Consider the following 16453-nt stretch of genomic DNA (forward strand, 5'->3'; position numbering starts at 1 on the left):
TTATCTCTCCACCAGCGCGACTTTACGGTTATACAAGTTCATTAATGCAGACGTAATCAGACTTAATGTCAAGTACACGCCCATCGTCATCGCAATGATCTCAATCGCTTGTCCCGTTTGGTTCAGGGTAGTACCAGCAAACACAGAGACAAGATCTGGGTAACCAATCGCCATCGCTAACGATGAGTTTTTGGTGAGGTTGAGATATTGACTGGTTAAAGGTGGAATAATAATTCGTAACGCTTGAGGAATGACAACAAGCTTTAAAGTTTTCGAGCGTGGTAAGCCTAGCGACATCGCTGCTTCGGTTTGACCATGGCTAACCGCATTAATACCAGAGCGCACAATCTCAGCAATGAAAGAAGCTGTATAAACACTCAATGCCAAAAGTAGCGCAGCCAATTCAGGAATAATGCTAATACCACCTCGGAAGTTAAACCCTTTTAGTTCAGGATAATTCAGTGAAATTGGCATACCAGCAAGGAAGTACACAACCAATGGAAGGCCAACAACTAAACCCAAAACTATTCTTCCCATTGGGGTTTGTTGCCCAGTGAGACGTTGCTTATTATTCGCCCATACATTAATTAATAAGCTTGCGATTACCCCGAAGATTAACGCGGCAATAACGTAGCTACTGCCAGGTTCCATAGTCGGTGCAGGGAAATATAAGCCACGAACGTTCAGGAAAATAGCTTCACCAAGACTTAAGCTTTGGCGTGGTGAGGGTAATGCTTGAAGAACAGCGAAATACCAGAAGAATATTTGCAGAAGAAGGGGGATATTTCGGAAAGTTTCGATATAAACTGCCGCTAAACGACTAACTAACCAGTTAGAAGAAAGGCGGGCAACCCCCATGGTAAAGCCAATCACAGTAGCCAGAATAATACCTAATACGGAGACTAACGCCGTATTAAGAAGGCCGATGATAAATGTTCTGCCGTAAGAGTACGTTTCATCGTATTCAATTAATGTTAACCCAATACCAAACCCGGCTTCTTGATTCAGAAAACCGAAGCCCGTTGCAATACCACGAGCATCTAAGTTATTGAGAGCGTTGTTTACAATCGTGTAAAAGAAAAATACCAGTGCAGCAATGGCAATGATCTGGAAAATAGCAGAACGAAAGGCAGGATTATAAATCAGGCTCTTGCTTCCGCTTGGTTTGGACATCGTACTTGGCGATGCATCTTGTGTCGGTTTCATACAGCGATAACCTCAAACCTTAGTTATAGATATCGGCCTGTATAACGAAGTTTCGTCCTTGCTGGCTAAAGAATAACTCTCTCATGTCTAGTGGCTTACGAACCTTTAAAGCCGTTCCACCAAGCGAGCGCTTTTCGCCATCCAATGAGCGATCCTTACTCATACAGTGAGATATAATCAAGAAAAAGGGCGGCATGAACCGCCCTGATTAACTCTTTCTATCGGATTGGTGGCGCGTACATAAAGCCGCCTGCATTCCATAGCGCATTAACGCCACGAGAGATTTCTAACGGCGAACCAGTACCGACTGTACGTTCGAAGCTTTCACCATAGTTACCAACTTGTTTGATAACCTGGTAGCCCCAATCGTCGCGGATACCCAACCCTTTGCCTTTAGGGCCATCAACACCGAGGATACGCTTGATGTTTGGATCTGTTGACTTCAGCATTTCATCCGCATTCTTCGAACTAATACCGTATTCTTCAGCGTTAATCATCGCAGACAATGTCCACTTAGCGATGTTAAACCATTGATCATCGCCTTGACGAACGACTGGACCTAGTGGCTCTTTAGAGATGATTTCTGGAAGAACGGCCGCAGAGGACGGATCTTTCAAATTCAAACGCAGTGCATAAAGGCCAGATTGGTCAGTTGTTAATACGTCACAGCGTCCTGCATCAAAACCTTTCGAAGTTTGCGCAGCTGTGTCGAATACCACTGGTTTGTACGCCATGCCTTGGTTGCGGAAATAATCTGCAAGGTTTAGCTCGGTTGTTGTACCTGATTGAACACATACCGACGCACCATCAAGCTCTTTAGCACTTGAGATACCAAGTTCCTTCTTCACCATAAAACCTTGACCGTCGTAGTAGTTCACACCTACGAAGTTTAGGCCCAGTGCAGTGTCACGGTGGAGAGTCCAGGTCGTGTTACGGGAAAGCACATCAATCTCACCAGATTGAAGCGCAGTGAAACGTTCTTTTGCGGTTAGGGGTACATATTTAACTTTCGTTTTATCCCCAAGAACGGCTGCAGCCAGTGCTTGGCAATATTCTACGTCGATACCTTCCCATTCGCCTTTTGAGTTAGGGTTAGAGAAACCAGGTAGACCGGTACTTACGCCACAAGTAAGAAAGCCTTGTTTTGTGACTTTGTCCAGAGTAGTGTCTGCTGCTTGAGCTGATGTTGCCATCATCGCAGTAGAAGCCGCTACGACGGAAGCAAGAACTGTGAGTTTATTTGCCATTTGTATCCTTCCTGTATGATCCATGTTTAATCAGGAGTGACCTGAAATAACGTGTCCAATTCGTTAGAGTTATCGTCCTACGTGATTGATTTTCGAAGAAACGGCATTCGATAGATCAACCAGTTATAAGCGTAGGAAAGGATCTGTTAATTCTCAAATATATAATTTAAATGAAGTTTTGAGAGAACTTACAAAGTGCCTTGAGATTTAGAATGACGAAATGTTAATTGTTTGTAAATAGTGCAATTCATGGACAATTTGGTGCATCAGAACAATCAATAGAAGAGTGAACAATACAAAAGAATAAAAAGTTGTTATTAAAACTGTCATTAGCTGAGCAAGGTGAAGTTCAGTAAAAATTCAAACAAAAATTATTTGTGATACCGAAACAGGGTGATGAGCTTGCCCCATTTTTGGTAGCATGGTCTACAACAGCTAATTAGAGTAATCATGGATTGAAATGCGATATTTTCCTCTGTTCTTAGATTTAATTGATAAACCCGTTCTCGTCGTGGGTGGCGGTGAGGTGGCAAGCCGAAAGGTGGAAGCGTTGCTAAAGGCTGGGGCGGATGTGACTATCGTTTCTCCGACGTTGGTTGATTTTCTGTCTAAGCTTGCTTCTGAGCATCAACTGCGCTGGGTACAACGTTTCTATTCGAGTGACATTGTCACTAAAAGCTTTGTTCAAGTGTGGGCGACGACAGACAATCCTGAGCTAAATCACCAAGTGTACAAAGATGCCAAAGAGCTAGGCATCTTGGTTAACGTTGTGGATGATAAGCCTTATTGTGATTTCATCACGCCGTCTATGATTAATCGTGGCCGCATCCAAATCGCTATCTCTAGTGGTGGAGCTTCGCCAGTTTTAATTCGAAACATCCGTGAAAAACTTGAATCGATACTGCCACAAAACATGGGGTTGATGGCGGATTTTGCTAACTCAAAGCGAAACTCAATTAAAGAGGCGCTGCCTAGTGTCGATTTACGCCGCAAGTTTTGGGAGCAATTCTTCTCGAATCCAGAGGTGGAAAACGCGCGAGATAATCGTGAGTTAGAAGCAATTTACCAAGCGACCATGGCAACACCTTTAGATGAAAAGGGAAGTTGTACTTGGGTTCATGTTGGGAAAGATGTTGAGATGTTGCCAATAAAAGCCGTACGCTATATGCAACAAGCGGAGCTGGCTCTGTACTCAACTCGATGTGAAGCGAATGTGTTAGAACTAATACGAAGAGATGCAGAAAGAGAAGATTTCTCGAGCGCAGCTGAGCTTTCGGATATGCTGGCCAAGGCTAAAGCTGAAAAGCTTCGAATTTGCGTGTTCATACCACAAGGAACGAGCGAATTCGTATTGCTGCAAGGGCAGGACTTAGTTATCTAGCAATGCCAAATGCTAAAGTGGATACGTAGTTCGTTACACTAAAGCCAATAAAAAACGCCAGCGGATTATGCGCTGGCGTTTTTTATTTACTTCTCAGATTGATTAATCACGGAAGTTGTTAAACTGGAATGGGATACCCATCTCTGCTTCACGAATCGCTGCCATTGTCGCTTGCAGGTCGTCGCGTTTCTTACCGGTAACACGTACTTTGTCGCCTTGAATAGAAGCTTGTACTTTTAACTTTGCGTCTTTGATAAGTTTCACTACTTTTTTCGCCGTTGGAGTATCAATACCTTGGCGGAAAAGCAGAGTTTGGTGCCAGTTTTTACCAGTAACGTCTGGGTCTTGTGCATCCATTGCGTTCGCGTCAATGTTACGCTTCGCTAAGTGGCCGCGTAAAATGTCGCGCATTTGCTTAAGTTGGAAGTCACCTTCCGCAGACATTTTTACGTTTTCTTCTACTAGCTCAAAGCTCGCATTTACGTTGCGGAAATCGAAACGAGTAGACAATTCACGGTTAGCATTATCAACGGCGTTACGTAGTTCAACCGTATCGATTTCAGAAACAATATCAAACGATGGCATGAAGATTCCTTGATTATTTTGTTATAGGGACTTTCGGGACTTAACAGCGCTTGCCAGCATATCTAGCATTGTAGCAGTGTCTTCCCAACCTAGGCATGGATCTGTAATAGACTGACCATACGTTAGGTTATTGATGTCAGTCATTGGCTGATTGCCTTCAAGAATAAAGCTTTCAGCCATGATACCCGCAATACGAGTGCTGCCTGACTTAATTTGGTTACAAATGTCTTGAGCTACGTCGATTTGTTTTCTGTGTTGCTTCTGACAGTTTGCATGGCTGAAATCCACAACCAAACGTTGTGGCAATCCAAACTCAGCTAAAGCATCACATGCTTGTTTGACTGATGCTTCATCAAAGTTAGGGCCTTTTTCTCCACCGCGCAGAATAATATGACCGTAAGGGTTGCCACTTGTGCGGTAAACCGTCATTCGACCGTTCTTATCTGGCGAGTAGAAGTAATGCGATGCTTTCGATGCGCGAATTGCATCAATTGCAATTTTTACGTTGCCATTTGTGCCATTTTTGAAACCAACTGGGCAAGATAGTGCCGACGCCATTTCACGGTGAATTTGTGATTCCGTTGTGCGAGCACCAATCGCGCCCCAAGTGATCAAATCCGCGATGTATTGGCCAGTGATCATATCAAGAAACTCAGTAGCAGTCGCAAGACCAAGCTTGTTGATATCCAGTAGTAGTTTACGAGCTTTATGAAGACCAGCTTCAAGTGCGTAAGAACCATCTAGGTTAGGGTCCGTAATCAAACCTTTCCAACCAACTACTGTACGAGGCTTTTCAAAGTAAGTACGCATCACGATAAACAGTTCGTCTTTGTACTTGTCTTGGATTTCACTCAGGCGAGTGGCGTAATCAATGGCAGCTTCAGTGTCGTGAACAGAACACGGACCTACAATCGCAAGAAGGCGATCGTCTTCACCCGATAAAATGTTTTCAATCTGACGACGAGATTGAGCGATACGGTCTGCAACGTCATCCGTAATAGGATGTACACTACCTAGCTCTGCTGGGGTAGGCATTGGACCCAAAGGCTGGGTTCTCAATTCATCTGTTTTTATAGGCATGTTATAGCTTTATTCTCTATTGCGAAGGGGTAAAGATAACGGAATTACAGGCAGGAATAAACCGTTTCACGGGAATCTTCGCCAGGAAATACCGAATTGTATACAAAGGTGTAGGTATTCATTTAAATGACTTATGTATAAATGACAAAACTTGATCATTAAATCAATATATATACATTTGAATTTATAACCATTTTATCTATCTCGCTGTAAGGTAATCTAAGTAACTGCGATAAACTTCATACCTTACGGGTGACGCCGTCACTTTATGAGGGTTAAATAACTAGTGAGATCGAGCTTTTGTTAACATTTCTTTGACATCTATTTCTTTCGTTGATTAACTGGTCTGACTAGATTGGTAAGGAGACCAAAATGTTATCAGCTCTACGTCGTGCGAATTTGTATCTAAATCTGTTTGGCTTTTCGAAAGTGCCGCTGATTTGGCTTTGCCACCCTAAAATCATTGCGATAGATAGCAAGCATGTTGAGGTTCGTATCCCATTGCGCAGAAGAACGAAGAACCACCTGAATAGCATGTATTTCGGCGCTTTAGCCGTTGGCGCTGATGTTGCTGGTGGTTTTCTTGCTATGAGTAAAGCGCAAGAAAAGGGAGAAGCGATCTCGCTAGCATTTAAAGGTGTGAAAGCCGAGTTTTTAAAGCGCCCGGAAGCCGATGTGCACTTTGTTTGTAACGATGGTCATGTCATTGATGAGATGCTCGAGCACACCTTGGCAACGGGTGAACGAGTAAATCGTGACGTAAAAATTGTCGCGCTGTGTCCTAACTTACATGGTGACGAGCCAATGGCTGAATTTTCGCTTACTCTTTCGATAAAAAAAGCAGCCCAACAAAGAAAAGAGGCTGCCTAGTGGTTTGTGGCTCGTTTGTTTAAAGGCGTTGGCTTAATTGAGTTCAATCTTCTCGATAGAGACGATTTTGGAGCGATTTAAGACCACTTTCCAGCGGTAATAAACAGGCTCATCGGTGTGGTTGTCCTCTTTGACAATCACATTGAGCAAATGACGTTTCTCTACTGACTCTTTGGTTACTTGACCTTCATTTAAACGGTAAACTCGGTTTGAGCTTTTATCCATCAAGCGGATGATAGGGCGCAAACTGATGTTCAATGTTTCTCTCGTTTGTTCGTAACCACTCAAGAAAAGAGAGGTCGCCATTTCGGTTTTCTCGTGATAATGAAGAATCTGCTCTTCACGTTGAACGACGCGTTTTTTACGTATTCTTTGAATCTTATCCGGCAAGCTACTTAAGGTACGATAATCGAGCCACTCCAATTTTTTGCCAACCACTTTTTTCGTCGTTGGATCAACGTACTTCTTACGCCATTTTGGTTTACCTTTACGGATCCATCGCCACATGGCATCGCGTAAATCATCTTTAAAGATTTCTCGTAAAGCGTAAATAAAAGACATCGCGATAATGAATGAGGCAGAAATTTCCCCCAGATAATCGCGAGCGAGAATCACGGTCGAGGTCACGACAACCATCACTAAACCGGTTGCAATACCTTTGATAGCGCGCTTAATGTTGTTACCCATCGATATGGTTTCTTCACGAAGCACGATAGGGTGTTCAATCAATCGCCTTAGCAAGCGCATTTTGTTAGATAGGCGAGTAACGTCTTCAACGACTCTTGATGAGTTGTATTTGTTGAGTTTACGATGGGCTTGCTCTTTCTCACATAGCGTGATCAGACGCTTTTTGATCGTGCCATAGTCGCCTTCACGTGGTAGATGGGCCACCAGTGACAGGAACTTTTGCTCGGTATACCAAGACAGATAGTTATCGATGTTAACGTAGTAGCGTTTTAAGTTCTCTTCATAAGGAATAGAACGCCGCAAGCGCTTTAAGATCTCAAGCGTGAGCTCGATAACTTCGTCCACTTCATCTTCCGTTACGGAGTTGTTCTCATGCTTGTTTAAACTTGCTACCGCTTTGTCTAGCGCGATAACGTATTGGTAAGCGAACAAACTCAAACTTACTCGGTATTGCTGATTCGACAGGCGTCCACGTTTGGCAAGTCGACTGTGTACTAGCGGAAGAAGGATTTCAGTACTGTAATAAGATCGTTGCTGTGTGATTGAGGTGTAATAAAATTCGGATTCACTGATGATATCGGCGTTTAAACCAAGCTCACCAGGTATAAAAAAGTAAATATCTAGGTCGACACTTTTGCTCTTTGCGAGTGCATGACTGATTTTTAATGTTATTGAGTCTTGTTTATCGACGGTGACCAAAGAAAGCTCCTGACTTTGCTAAAGCATTCTTAACTTATGCGTTCCGTTGAGCAGGTAAGTATAAGAGTGCTAAAAGAGTGACTGGGGCATATAGCTGAACGACAACAGCATAACAGAGCACTATGCTTTTCTCTCTGATTTTCTTGTTAGTTTAGGTATAATTCCACGTAAATTTAAAAAGAGACAAAATCAATGATTAAAATTGGTCAAATTAACAGCTTAGAAGTCATTAAAAAGGCTGATTTTGGCGTATTTCTGGATGGCGATGATTACGGTTCTGTTCTACTACCTAGTAAGTATGTACCAGAGGGTACTGAAATTGGTGAGCATGTAGACGTATTTCTGTACTTCGATTCAGAAAGCCAACTTGCTGCGACCATTGAAAGACCAATTGCCCAAGTGGGTGAATGGGGTTTAATGAAGATTGAGGGTGTGAATGCGACAGGTGCTTTTGTAAGTTGGGGCATCAAAGAAAAGGACTTACTGATTCCTTTTAGTGAGCAACGCACTCGCTTCTCTGCCGGACAAACCATTTTAGTGTATGTTTATACCGACAAAGCGTCAGGTCGCATTGTTGGTACGACTAAGTTCAATAAATGGTTAGATAAAACTCCAGCGAATTATGAAGTTAACGAACAAGTTGATTTGATCATCGCAGAGCGTAGTCAACTTGGTTATAAAGCTATCGTTAACGGTAAGCATTGGGGCATGATTTTCCCATCGGATGTTTTTGGTAAGCTTTACATCGGTAAAAAGCTGAAAGGCTTTATTAAGCACATTCGTGAAGATGGTAAAATCGACCTTGCTCTACAAAAAGTCGGTGTGGCGAAAATGGACGATCTTTCTAGTAAGATCCTTGACCTGCTAGAGAAGAAAGGCGGATTTTTGCCTTTGAATGACAAGTCGTCTCCTGAAGCGATTTTTGATGCTTTCCGCACAAGTAAAGGGACTTATAAAAAGACCATCGGTGGCTTATACAAGCAGGGTAAAATTGTCATTGAGAAAGACGGTATTCGTCTAGCTTAGCCCTAACTCACGTATAGCGGATCTACAGCCAAAAAAACGGCCCAAACTTTTCCTTTTTTTGGGCCTAGGGGAAACGGCTCCGCAGAGCCTGCGCTAAACTTGTCCAACAATAATTTTGTTGGTGAACATAGAGAGAAATGCCACATCAAAGCATTACTTTGATACAACTAGTTTAGTACAGCGTGTCCGGATCGCTAGCGAGCCCACTTGCTTTCATACTTACGAATTAAAAAGCCATCGCAAATACGATGGCTTTTCATTTATTTATGGTTCGTTACGTCTTTTAAAATAAGTTCTTATCTCGTACTAATTCGCGAGGAAGACCATTCTTTATTCGGTTGCTTACCCACTTGCCAAGGCCAATAACTGCGCCTTGATAGGTGACAAGTACTTCGCCTTTACCTGTTTTCATTCCCTCAGGAATGGTTTGTGGGCGAACATCACGCCCCATGTACCATTCGCGCGCTTCTTCAATACTGAGTTCAATGGCGTTGCTTTCAGAACCTGTCGCCAGGGCAGTCGCGACTTGGTGTTGCCAACGGTAGCCATTTTTATGGGCTTCCGCGATCTTTATACCCATACGGGAGAAGCGTAATTCGCCGATCATCGGTTCTAAAGCATTAGGGAACAGCCAGACATCTTTATCGCGAAGCCATACAGAACCGTCATTTGGAAGTTTAATACCTAACGCGCTTTGGAGTTGTTGAGCAATTTCTGTCGATTCTTTTTTTGATGTTTTGGCAAAGGGGAATTTACCCATGCGCTTTTTGACTTCTGGCGCCTCAACAGCAGCCAGTTTGCGAATTCTTGCAACAAAGAACCCTTCACAGTCGTAGACCTGTGGGAAAATATGCAAAAAGCCTTCTTCAGTTAGAGCTGCCTCTGCGTTTTCAAACAAGTTCTCAAGGCTTTCAAACTCTACAGCATCCCCAAAGGTTTCTTTCAAGTGATGACAAACTTGTTGGTTTTCTTCTGTACTGAGCGTACATGTTGAGTAAACCATCACTCCACCGGGCTTTAATGCATGGAAGGCGCTTTCAATAAGATCTTTCTGCGTGTCAGCGATGTCGAGTACGGAAGCTTGCGTCCAGTTTTTCATCGCATCTTCGTCTTTGCGAACGGTGCCTTCTCCAGAGCAAGGCGCGTCGAGCAAAACCGCATCAAATTGTTCTGGTAGCCAACCGCCAAAAACGCGTCCATCGAAGTTACTTAGTGCGGCGTTACGTACCCCACAACGTTCCACATTAGCGTGCAGTACTTTTACACGACTTGCGGCGTATTCATTGGCCACAAGTACACCTTCGTTGTTCGTTAAAGCTGCAATTTGAGTGGTTTTTGAGCCTGGAGCGGCTGCGGTATCTAACACGGCATCGTAAGATTCATCATTCATAAACAGAGCAGATACCGGCATCATCGAACTGGCTTCTTGAATGTAGAATAAGCCAGACATGTGTTCTGCTGTGTTGCCTAATGGTACAACTGACTCATCCGCTTCAATCCAAAAACCTGTGTCGCACCAAGGCACGGGAGAAAGCTTCCAGCCTTTTGTTTCTGCTCGTTCTAGAAACGCTTCAACAGTGATCTTCAACGTATTAACTCGAATACTTTTGCGCAGTGGCTTTTGGCAAGACGCGATAAAGTCTTCCATGTTGAGGTGAGCAGGAAGGATCGTTTGGATTTTTTCCAGAAACGCGTCTGGGATGTAAACATTAGGATGCAATGTGGGATCTCGTTTGCAGAATTTGTGGCAAATAATATACGAAAGCGAAGCAGAAACGAATAGTGACAAGGGCCGAGCAATAAAAAAGAGCAGCGATTGCTGCTCTTTTAAGGTACTCAAACTTCAATTGTACGTGAATTGAGCTTTATTCTACGGCTTAGGAATCGCTGTACGCCATTGAGTCCAACCTTCTTCAGCTTGTGGATACAAAAAGAAAGATTGCCCACTCTTTGCCGCTGGTGGAATAGTCGATTGCTCTGGCGTTGAAAACGCAATTCCTCCGCGAACTAAACTATCAAAGGTTCCCGCTTTGATGTTAGCGCCGGTAAGCCCGATGGAAACATCTACTCCTGAAACATTCCAGAACACACTGTTTTGACGAACGAGGTAAGCGTATTCAGGCTGTATTTTGATAGTCGTGACGATGCGATCAGCAAATTCTCCTAGGCTTACGTCGGTCACTTGGCCAACTTCCATCTGGCGGTAAAGAATAGGGGTACCGACTTGTACTGAGCCTCTTTGTTCACTTTGTAACGTAAACATGATTCCATGCACGCGTTCTGAACTATTTTCTAATTGAAAATCAAATTTAGCTTTACCTTTACCTGGTTCAACACTGATGGATTTCGACACCAACGCCCCGAGGTTTTTAACGCCACCTAAACCAATTTCTGGTTCAGTTAGCCAAAAATGTGAGCCTTCAACCGCAATGTTTTCTACGTATTCAGGTAGGATCCTTGCAGTGACTTCAACCATGTTACGACGAAAATTCGGTACAACCAGAGTGATTTCACCAACTTTAACACCTTGATATTCAATCGGCATTCCTTTAGCAATCTCTTGCGAACCGTCGGTTTCTAAAGCAATGACGCGCCCAAACTTGCGAGCGGTTTTTTGATCAGAATACAGCTTCCAGTTTTCTCCGATTTTGTTTTCAACGCCTGGCACGGAGTCAAAAGCGATGCCACCTTCGATTAACGACTTCAAAGGGTGTGCTTTCACACTGACGCCAGCTAATGATGCATCTATCTCAATCCCTGAACGATTCCAAAAAACGGTTTGTGGCGTTACAAGATAAGCGAAGCGGTTTTCGATAGTAGCCTTAATTAGTACTCCGCCATCAACTAGTTGGAAATCGGAGACGTTACCAACTGGAAGATTACGATAGAGTAGAGGACTGCCTTTGGAAATCGGCGGCAATTCAGAAGCAAATAGTGTTAGCGCCCTAGAGCCACTTTGATTGTACTGCGCCAATTCAGCCAATGATTCATTTTGGAACAGTTGATACTCTTTTTGAATATCCTGCTTGCCTTCGCTCACAAAACTAATTGACCCAGTTAACAACTGCTTTGCTGGAGGAACGGTAACGCTGAGCCCCGATTCAGTTAACTCTGCTGATGCACTGCCGGTTACATAAAAACGATTGTTTGATTTGATCAGATGTTTGTATTCATGGTCAATCAATACATCCATAAATACTTCGTGTTGTGATTTTTTATCTTCCTTAACTAGGCCCACTTTGATGATTGAACCAACAACGATGCCTTTATAAAGTACATTGGCACCGCTATCTAGGCCAAACGAATTGTCGGATACCAAACGAATCGCGATGGACTTTTCTTGCTGTTGGTTAAACACGTTTTTACGAATGGCAGTAAAGCGGCGAGAGCGTTCACCCGCGCCCGGCACGATCGTTAAGAAGTTTCCTCGCACTAAATTAGCAATGTTTTCAACACCAGAAAGGGACACTTTTGCTTCTTCTAAAACAAATCGAGTACCTGTCGTCAGCATGTCACTAAAAGCGGGTTGAATTGCCGCTGACGCCAATATCACTTCTCGGCCTTCGGAAAGGCTCAAGTCCGTAACTTGGCCAATTTCGATTCCGCGATACATAATTGGAGCGCCTTCTCCGCTGATCTTGCTGTCATCAGGTAGGACGATTTTAACCGCGATGCCTCGACCAGCAGTTTTCAAATCTTTATACAAACGGAACTCGGTGTTCTCTTCTACAGGCTCACCATCATCCGGAGAGTCGACGGCGATGGCGCCACCTAGTAAGGCACTCATGCTTTCTAGTCTTACATCGACACCTTCAAAACCGATGCTGGCACCAATTCCACTGACGTTCCAGAATCGACTGCGGTTGTTAATGATATGTCGGTATTGATCCTGAATGTTGGCTTGAATAGTGATAGATTTTGCATCTTCATCTAGCTGGTAACTGTACACTTCACCGATTGGGATTTTCTTATAAACAATTTGAGAGCCAACCGATACACCACCTAAATCACGGCTTTTGAGCTTAATATTCAAACCTTGAGAAACGCGTAAATCTGTTGGGGCAGAGTCTAACGCATGGAATGTTGTCTCAAACTCTTGACCATCTCCGGGTTGAATCGAGATGTAGTTACCTGAGACGAGCGCATCCAGTCCGGAAACTCCCGTTAGGCTAGCTGTTGGTTTTACTAACCAAAAGCGTGTTTTATCGTTCAGTAACTTTGCAGCTTCAGGATAGATATCAGCATCGACATAAATACTGCCGAGATCTTCGGTGAGGTTAATGTCTCTTACCATGCCGACTTCTAATCCTTGGTAACGGATAGTGGTTCGGCCGGCGACAAGACCAGCGGCATCAGAAAAATAGATTTGCACTCGTTGTCCTGCATCGTGTATCGACTTCACCACAAGCCAGCCAGCTAAGACCATGGTCAAAATTGGCAACAGCCAAAGAGGAGATATGCCTTTACTCCGCTTTACATCTGGTACGTATGACGTTTGAGAACTGTTCTGATCACTCATTCATTGACTCTTTTTCTGATTGTTTTGGGCTTGTTTGGTCCCAGATTAGCCTTGGATCAATACTTTCTGCTGCAAGCATGGTCAATACAACGACAACACCAAATGCTACCGCGCCATATCCTGGTGTGAAATCCAGTATCTGACCACGATCGACTAACGTCATCATGATAGAAATAACAAACAAATCCATCACAGACCATTTACCGATCCATTTAACAACAAAGTAAACCATCATTCGTTGTCTCTTAAACACCGAACGTTTGAATTGGATGCAAAGCATGATGTAGGCGAGCCCAAGTATTTTAATCACCGGTACAACGATACTGGCAACAAAAATGATCGCAGCGATTCCATACATGCCGCTTTTTACCAAACCAGCCACGCCTGAAAAAATAGTGTCCTCCAAACGCTTACCATTGGTAAGCAAGATGGAAATAGGGATCAGGTTAGCGGGGAAGATGGCGACCGTTGCTGCGATGAGGTAAGCCCATGTTTTCTGAATGGAGTTTGGCTTGCGATGATATAACTCGTGATGACAACGCTGGCAATGGTCACCCTCAGGCTGGGACAAGTGGCATTCATGGCAATGCACATCTTTATGCTCAAAAGCATATAAACTTTCTGGTTTCCAAGCTTCCCAATAACGACGCACGCTGATTCTTGAAACTAACAAAACGGTAAATATCTGCAAAAGAACCAGACCAATTAACCCTGGACCGACGAAAATGTCGGAATAATCTTGGAGTTTAAAACAGGAAATGGCGATGCTAACTAAGAACACATCTAACATAACCCAATGCTTCAAATGTTGAATTAGCCACAGTGAGATACGAAGCCCACGGAACCATCGTTGATGTAAAGAAATATGCGCCGTTACCACTGAAACACAAACCGTCAGTGGCGCAAGAGAGCTACAAAATAGAATGAGCAATGAAAGAAGAACAAATCCTTCTTCCATCAATGTGATCATCCCTGAAGGTAGGGTTGCCGGAATCATCACACCAAAGAGTCGGATGCTAATAAAGTTAAAAAAGTGCGATGGAATAAATAGTAGGATGCAGGTTATCGCGACGGCTAGATTACCAGAGAGGCTAGGGCTACCTCCGCGATATAATTGTGTACCACAACGAGGGCAGTGTGCATTTTTGCCATGGGGTAAGTCGACGATGTCGACAGGCAATTCACAACCTTGGCACAGACGTACGTTATTGGGTTGCATGGCGTGCTTAGACAGAGAGGTCATAACGACCTCTCTAGCTTGAACGATTTAAGCGTGGGACTGTATGCCCCCATATAAGGTTTGATATAAGCCTTCTTGCTCAACTAACTCACCATGAGTACCTGTTTGCGTCACTTTCCCATCTTCAAGCACGTAGATCAAATCGGCTTGTTTAACAGCGGATAGTCGGTGCGCAACGATTAATGTTGTTCTACCACGTAAGAACTCGGTCAGTGCTTTGTGTAAAGCCGCTTCAGTAGCGGTATCTAGCGCAGACGTGGCTTCGTCTAAAATAACAAATTGAGGATTACTCAGCACCATTCTAGCAATGGCAAGCCGTTGTCGTTGACCTCCTGACAAACGAATGCCATTACGACCAACTTGAGTATCCAAGCCGTGGTTAAGTTGAGAAATTACATCATGCAGCTGAGCCACTTCAAGCGCACGCCAAAGTGACATTTCGTCAAAATTACCACCAAGCGTTAGATTATGCCTCAAGGTGTCGTTAAATAGTATAGGTTGCTGTAATACCACGGCAATTTTGTCGCGAATTACTTCAAAGCCAATATCTTCTGTTAATTCATCATTAAAGCGAATGCTACCGGAGTTTTGACGGTAAACCCCAATAAGTAATTGTATCAAGGTCGACTTACCACCGCCGCTTGCACCAACCAACGCCACTTTCTTTCCTGCCGGCATATGTAAAGAAAGATTATCTAGGACTTTGTTTTCATTATTGTAAGAGAAATTAATGTTTTCTACTTTAACATCAACTTCTCTACCTTCTTTGAAAGGATTTACCTTAGGAACCGGTCTCTGCTCTTCTTCTAACTCTAATAAGTCGTTGATGCGTTTTAATGCGGCTTTAGCGCTGTACCAAGAAAACTGAATCCCAAGCAACTCTTGAACAGGAGACAGCATGAACCATAGGTAACCAAAAACGGCAAATATTTGACCAATAGTAAGGTCACTGAACATGACCATTAACATTGCGACAGCTCTGAATAATTCAAAGCCGATCAAAAAGAGAAGGAAAGAAACGCGACCAGCCGCTTCAGATTGCCAAGCATACTTGTCTGCATCAACGCGAACTTGGTTCGCACTGTCTTTGAGTTGCTGGAGAAATTCTCGCTCTTTATTGGCCGCGCGTAGTTGGTAGATTCCATCTAATGTTTCAACTAAACGGTTTTGGAAAATTTCAAAAGAATGATTTTCCTTCCGTTTCAGATGTTTAACCATACTGCCTAGTTTACGTGAGAAGTAAATGACAATAGGGTTAACTAACAGGATAAACAGACCAAGTCGCCAATCGAGCCAAAGTAGAACGATAGCAGTACCAATAACAGTCAGAAAACTGATAACGAATTTTGCTAACGTAGAACCAATAAATTTATCAATGGTCTCAATGTCAGTGATAAGGTGTGCGTTGATTCCTCCGCTACCTTTGGTCTCGTATTGTCGGATGCTGATACGGCCGAGTTTGTCGATCATTTTACTGCGCATCTCAAACGTGATGGTTTTTGAAACAAGCGTAAATTGTCGGCTTTGAAGGATATTTAATCCTTGGCTCGCAGCTCGCATAAGAACAACCAAGAACAGGGTAAAGAAAATATAGCCTGTCGGAGTGTGCCACGCTTCAGGGAGAATGGCATTCATGGCATCTAAGCCTTTTGCAGGTTGGTCCAATAAGACCTCATCAACCATCAAAGGCATGAGGAGGGGAATTGGAACACTAATCAAGGTTGCAAGCACCGCTATCAAGTTCGCTATGATCAGCTTGGACTTGTGCTTTTTTACTTGTGTTATCAACCAAGAACGGCTAATAGTGTCATTTTTCAGAAGCATTGTAATTGAGAATAAGTCCTATTATAAAGTAGGGCTGCATTTTAGCGCCATACATTGAGAATGGAAGCTTTTATAGTAAGTAGGAAGTT

At 43.4% G+C, this 16453-nt stretch carries 13 protein-coding genes; 3 read left to right on the forward strand and 10 right to left on the reverse strand.

The features are described from left to right. The 3 genes from NL626_RS00065 to NL626_RS00070 all read right to left on the reverse strand — a co-directional run bounded on the left by NL626_RS00065 (position 1) and on the right by NL626_RS00070 (position 2453). Positions 1–1206, reverse strand: coding sequence for an amino acid ABC transporter permease (locus NL626_RS00065; RefSeq protein ID WP_005377402.1), 1206 nt, complete (start codon positions 1204–1206; stop codon positions 1–3). A 19-nt stretch (positions 1207–1225) separates the two neighbouring features. Then, positions 1226–1351 (reverse strand): hypothetical protein, encoded by a 126-nt coding sequence (locus NL626_RS22920; protein ID WP_256895753.1) that lies wholly within the window; start codon positions 1349–1351, stop codon positions 1226–1228. Between the two features lie 73 nt (positions 1352–1424). Next, positions 1425–2453 carry an amino acid ABC transporter substrate-binding protein gene (locus NL626_RS00070; RefSeq protein WP_005377403.1) on the reverse strand — a complete coding sequence of 343 codons (1029 nt, stop codon included), beginning with the start codon at positions 2451–2453 and terminating at the stop codon, positions 1425–1427. Positions 2454–2913: 460 nt separating this feature from the next. Between NL626_RS00070 and NL626_RS00075 the strand changes: the two genes are divergently transcribed. Continuing rightward, positions 2914–3834: a bifunctional precorrin-2 dehydrogenase/sirohydrochlorin ferrochelatase gene (locus tag NL626_RS00075; RefSeq protein ID WP_054574167.1), complete on the forward strand. Its 921-nt coding sequence runs from the start codon at positions 2914–2916 to the stop codon at positions 3832–3834. 102 nt (positions 3835–3936) lie between these two features. Here NL626_RS00075 and NL626_RS00080 read toward each other — a convergent pair whose 3' ends face one another. Continuing rightward, on the reverse strand, positions 3937–4419 hold the full coding sequence (locus tag NL626_RS00080; protein WP_005377415.1) for a YajQ family cyclic di-GMP-binding protein: 483 nt from the start codon (positions 4417–4419) through the stop codon (positions 3937–3939). Positions 4420–4440: 21 nt separating this feature from the next. Continuing rightward, entirely contained in the window at positions 4441–5499 is a 1059-nt protein-coding gene (locus NL626_RS00085; protein WP_005390197.1) for a 3-deoxy-7-phosphoheptulonate synthase, read from the reverse strand. A 372-nt stretch (positions 5500–5871) separates the two neighbouring features. Between NL626_RS00085 and NL626_RS00090 the strand changes: the two genes are divergently transcribed. Then, positions 5872–6369 (forward strand): DUF4442 domain-containing protein, encoded by a 498-nt coding sequence (locus tag NL626_RS00090; RefSeq protein WP_005377418.1) that lies wholly within the window; start codon positions 5872–5874, stop codon positions 6367–6369. Positions 6370–6402: 33 nt separating this feature from the next. Here NL626_RS00090 and NL626_RS00095 read toward each other — a convergent pair whose 3' ends face one another. Continuing rightward, the gene (locus tag NL626_RS00095; RefSeq protein ID WP_005377421.1) at positions 6403–7755 is read right to left on the reverse strand and encodes a hypothetical protein; all 1353 of its coding nucleotides are present in this window, start codon (positions 7753–7755) and stop codon (positions 6403–6405) included. 192 nt (positions 7756–7947) lie between these two features. Between NL626_RS00095 and NL626_RS00100 the strand changes: the two genes are divergently transcribed. Beyond that, positions 7948–8781 carry a S1 RNA-binding domain-containing protein gene (locus tag NL626_RS00100; RefSeq protein WP_158156490.1) on the forward strand — a complete coding sequence of 278 codons (834 nt, stop codon included), beginning with the start codon at positions 7948–7950 and terminating at the stop codon, positions 8779–8781. Positions 8782–9064: 283 nt separating this feature from the next. On the opposite strand, the gene rsmF is transcribed toward NL626_RS00100, so the two are convergent. The 4 genes from rsmF to NL626_RS00120 form a co-directional block, all read right to left on the reverse strand. After that, positions 9065–10501, reverse strand: coding sequence for a 16S rRNA (cytosine(1407)-C(5))-methyltransferase RsmF (gene rsmF / locus NL626_RS00105; RefSeq protein ID WP_253656869.1), 1437 nt, complete (start codon positions 10499–10501; stop codon positions 9065–9067). A gap of 150 nt (positions 10502–10651) precedes the next feature. Further along, positions 10652–13300 (reverse strand): MlaD family protein, encoded by a 2649-nt coding sequence (locus tag NL626_RS00110; protein WP_017634276.1) that lies wholly within the window; start codon positions 13298–13300, stop codon positions 10652–10654. Next, entirely contained in the window at positions 13293–14543 is a 1251-nt protein-coding gene (locus NL626_RS00115) for a paraquat-inducible protein A (protein WP_005377429.1), read from the reverse strand. The genes NL626_RS00110 and NL626_RS00115 overlap by 8 nt, the downstream gene beginning before the upstream one ends. A 24-nt stretch (positions 14544–14567) precedes the next feature. After that, positions 14568–16364, reverse strand: a complete 1797-nt coding sequence (locus NL626_RS00120; protein WP_005377431.1) for an ABC transporter ATP-binding protein — start codon at positions 16362–16364, stop codon at positions 14568–14570. Positions 16365–16453 lie beyond the last annotated feature (89 nt).

It is taken from the genome of Vibrio sp. Y58_MX_L22 (assembly GCF_024181865.1).
In the GTDB taxonomy this organism is placed as follows: Bacteria; Pseudomonadota; Gammaproteobacteria; order Enterobacterales; family Vibrionaceae; genus Vibrio; species Vibrio alginolyticus.

Coding starts and splice junctions, on each gene's coding strand:
- NL626_RS00065 (WP_005377402.1), bottom strand. CDS start 1,206: ATGAAACCGACACAAGATGCATCGCCAAGTACGATGTCCAAACCAAGC.
- NL626_RS00070 (WP_005377403.1), bottom strand. CDS start 2,453: ATGGCAAATAAACTCACAGTTCTTGCTTCCGTCGTAGCGGCTTCTACT.
- NL626_RS00075 (WP_054574167.1), top strand. CDS start 2,914: ATGCGATATTTTCCTCTGTTCTTAGATTTAATTGATAAACCCGTTCTC.
- NL626_RS00080 (WP_005377415.1), bottom strand. CDS start 4,419: ATGCCATCGTTTGATATTGTTTCTGAAATCGATACGGTTGAACTACGT.
- NL626_RS00085 (WP_005390197.1), bottom strand. CDS start 5,499: ATGCCTATAAAAACAGATGAATTGAGAACCCAGCCTTTGGGTCCAATG.
- NL626_RS00090 (WP_005377418.1), top strand. CDS start 5,872: ATGTTATCAGCTCTACGTCGTGCGAATTTGTATCTAAATCTGTTTGGC.
- NL626_RS00100 (WP_158156490.1), top strand. CDS start 7,948: ATGATTAAAATTGGTCAAATTAACAGCTTAGAAGTCATTAAAAAGGCT.
- NL626_RS00110 (WP_017634276.1), bottom strand. CDS start 13,300: ATGAGTGATCAGAACAGTTCTCAAACGTCATACGTACCAGATGTAAAG.
- NL626_RS00115 (WP_005377429.1), bottom strand. CDS start 14,543: ATGACCTCTCTGTCTAAGCACGCCATGCAACCCAATAACGTACGTCTG.
- NL626_RS00120 (WP_005377431.1), bottom strand. CDS start 16,364: ATGCTTCTGAAAAATGACACTATTAGCCGTTCTTGGTTGATAACACAA.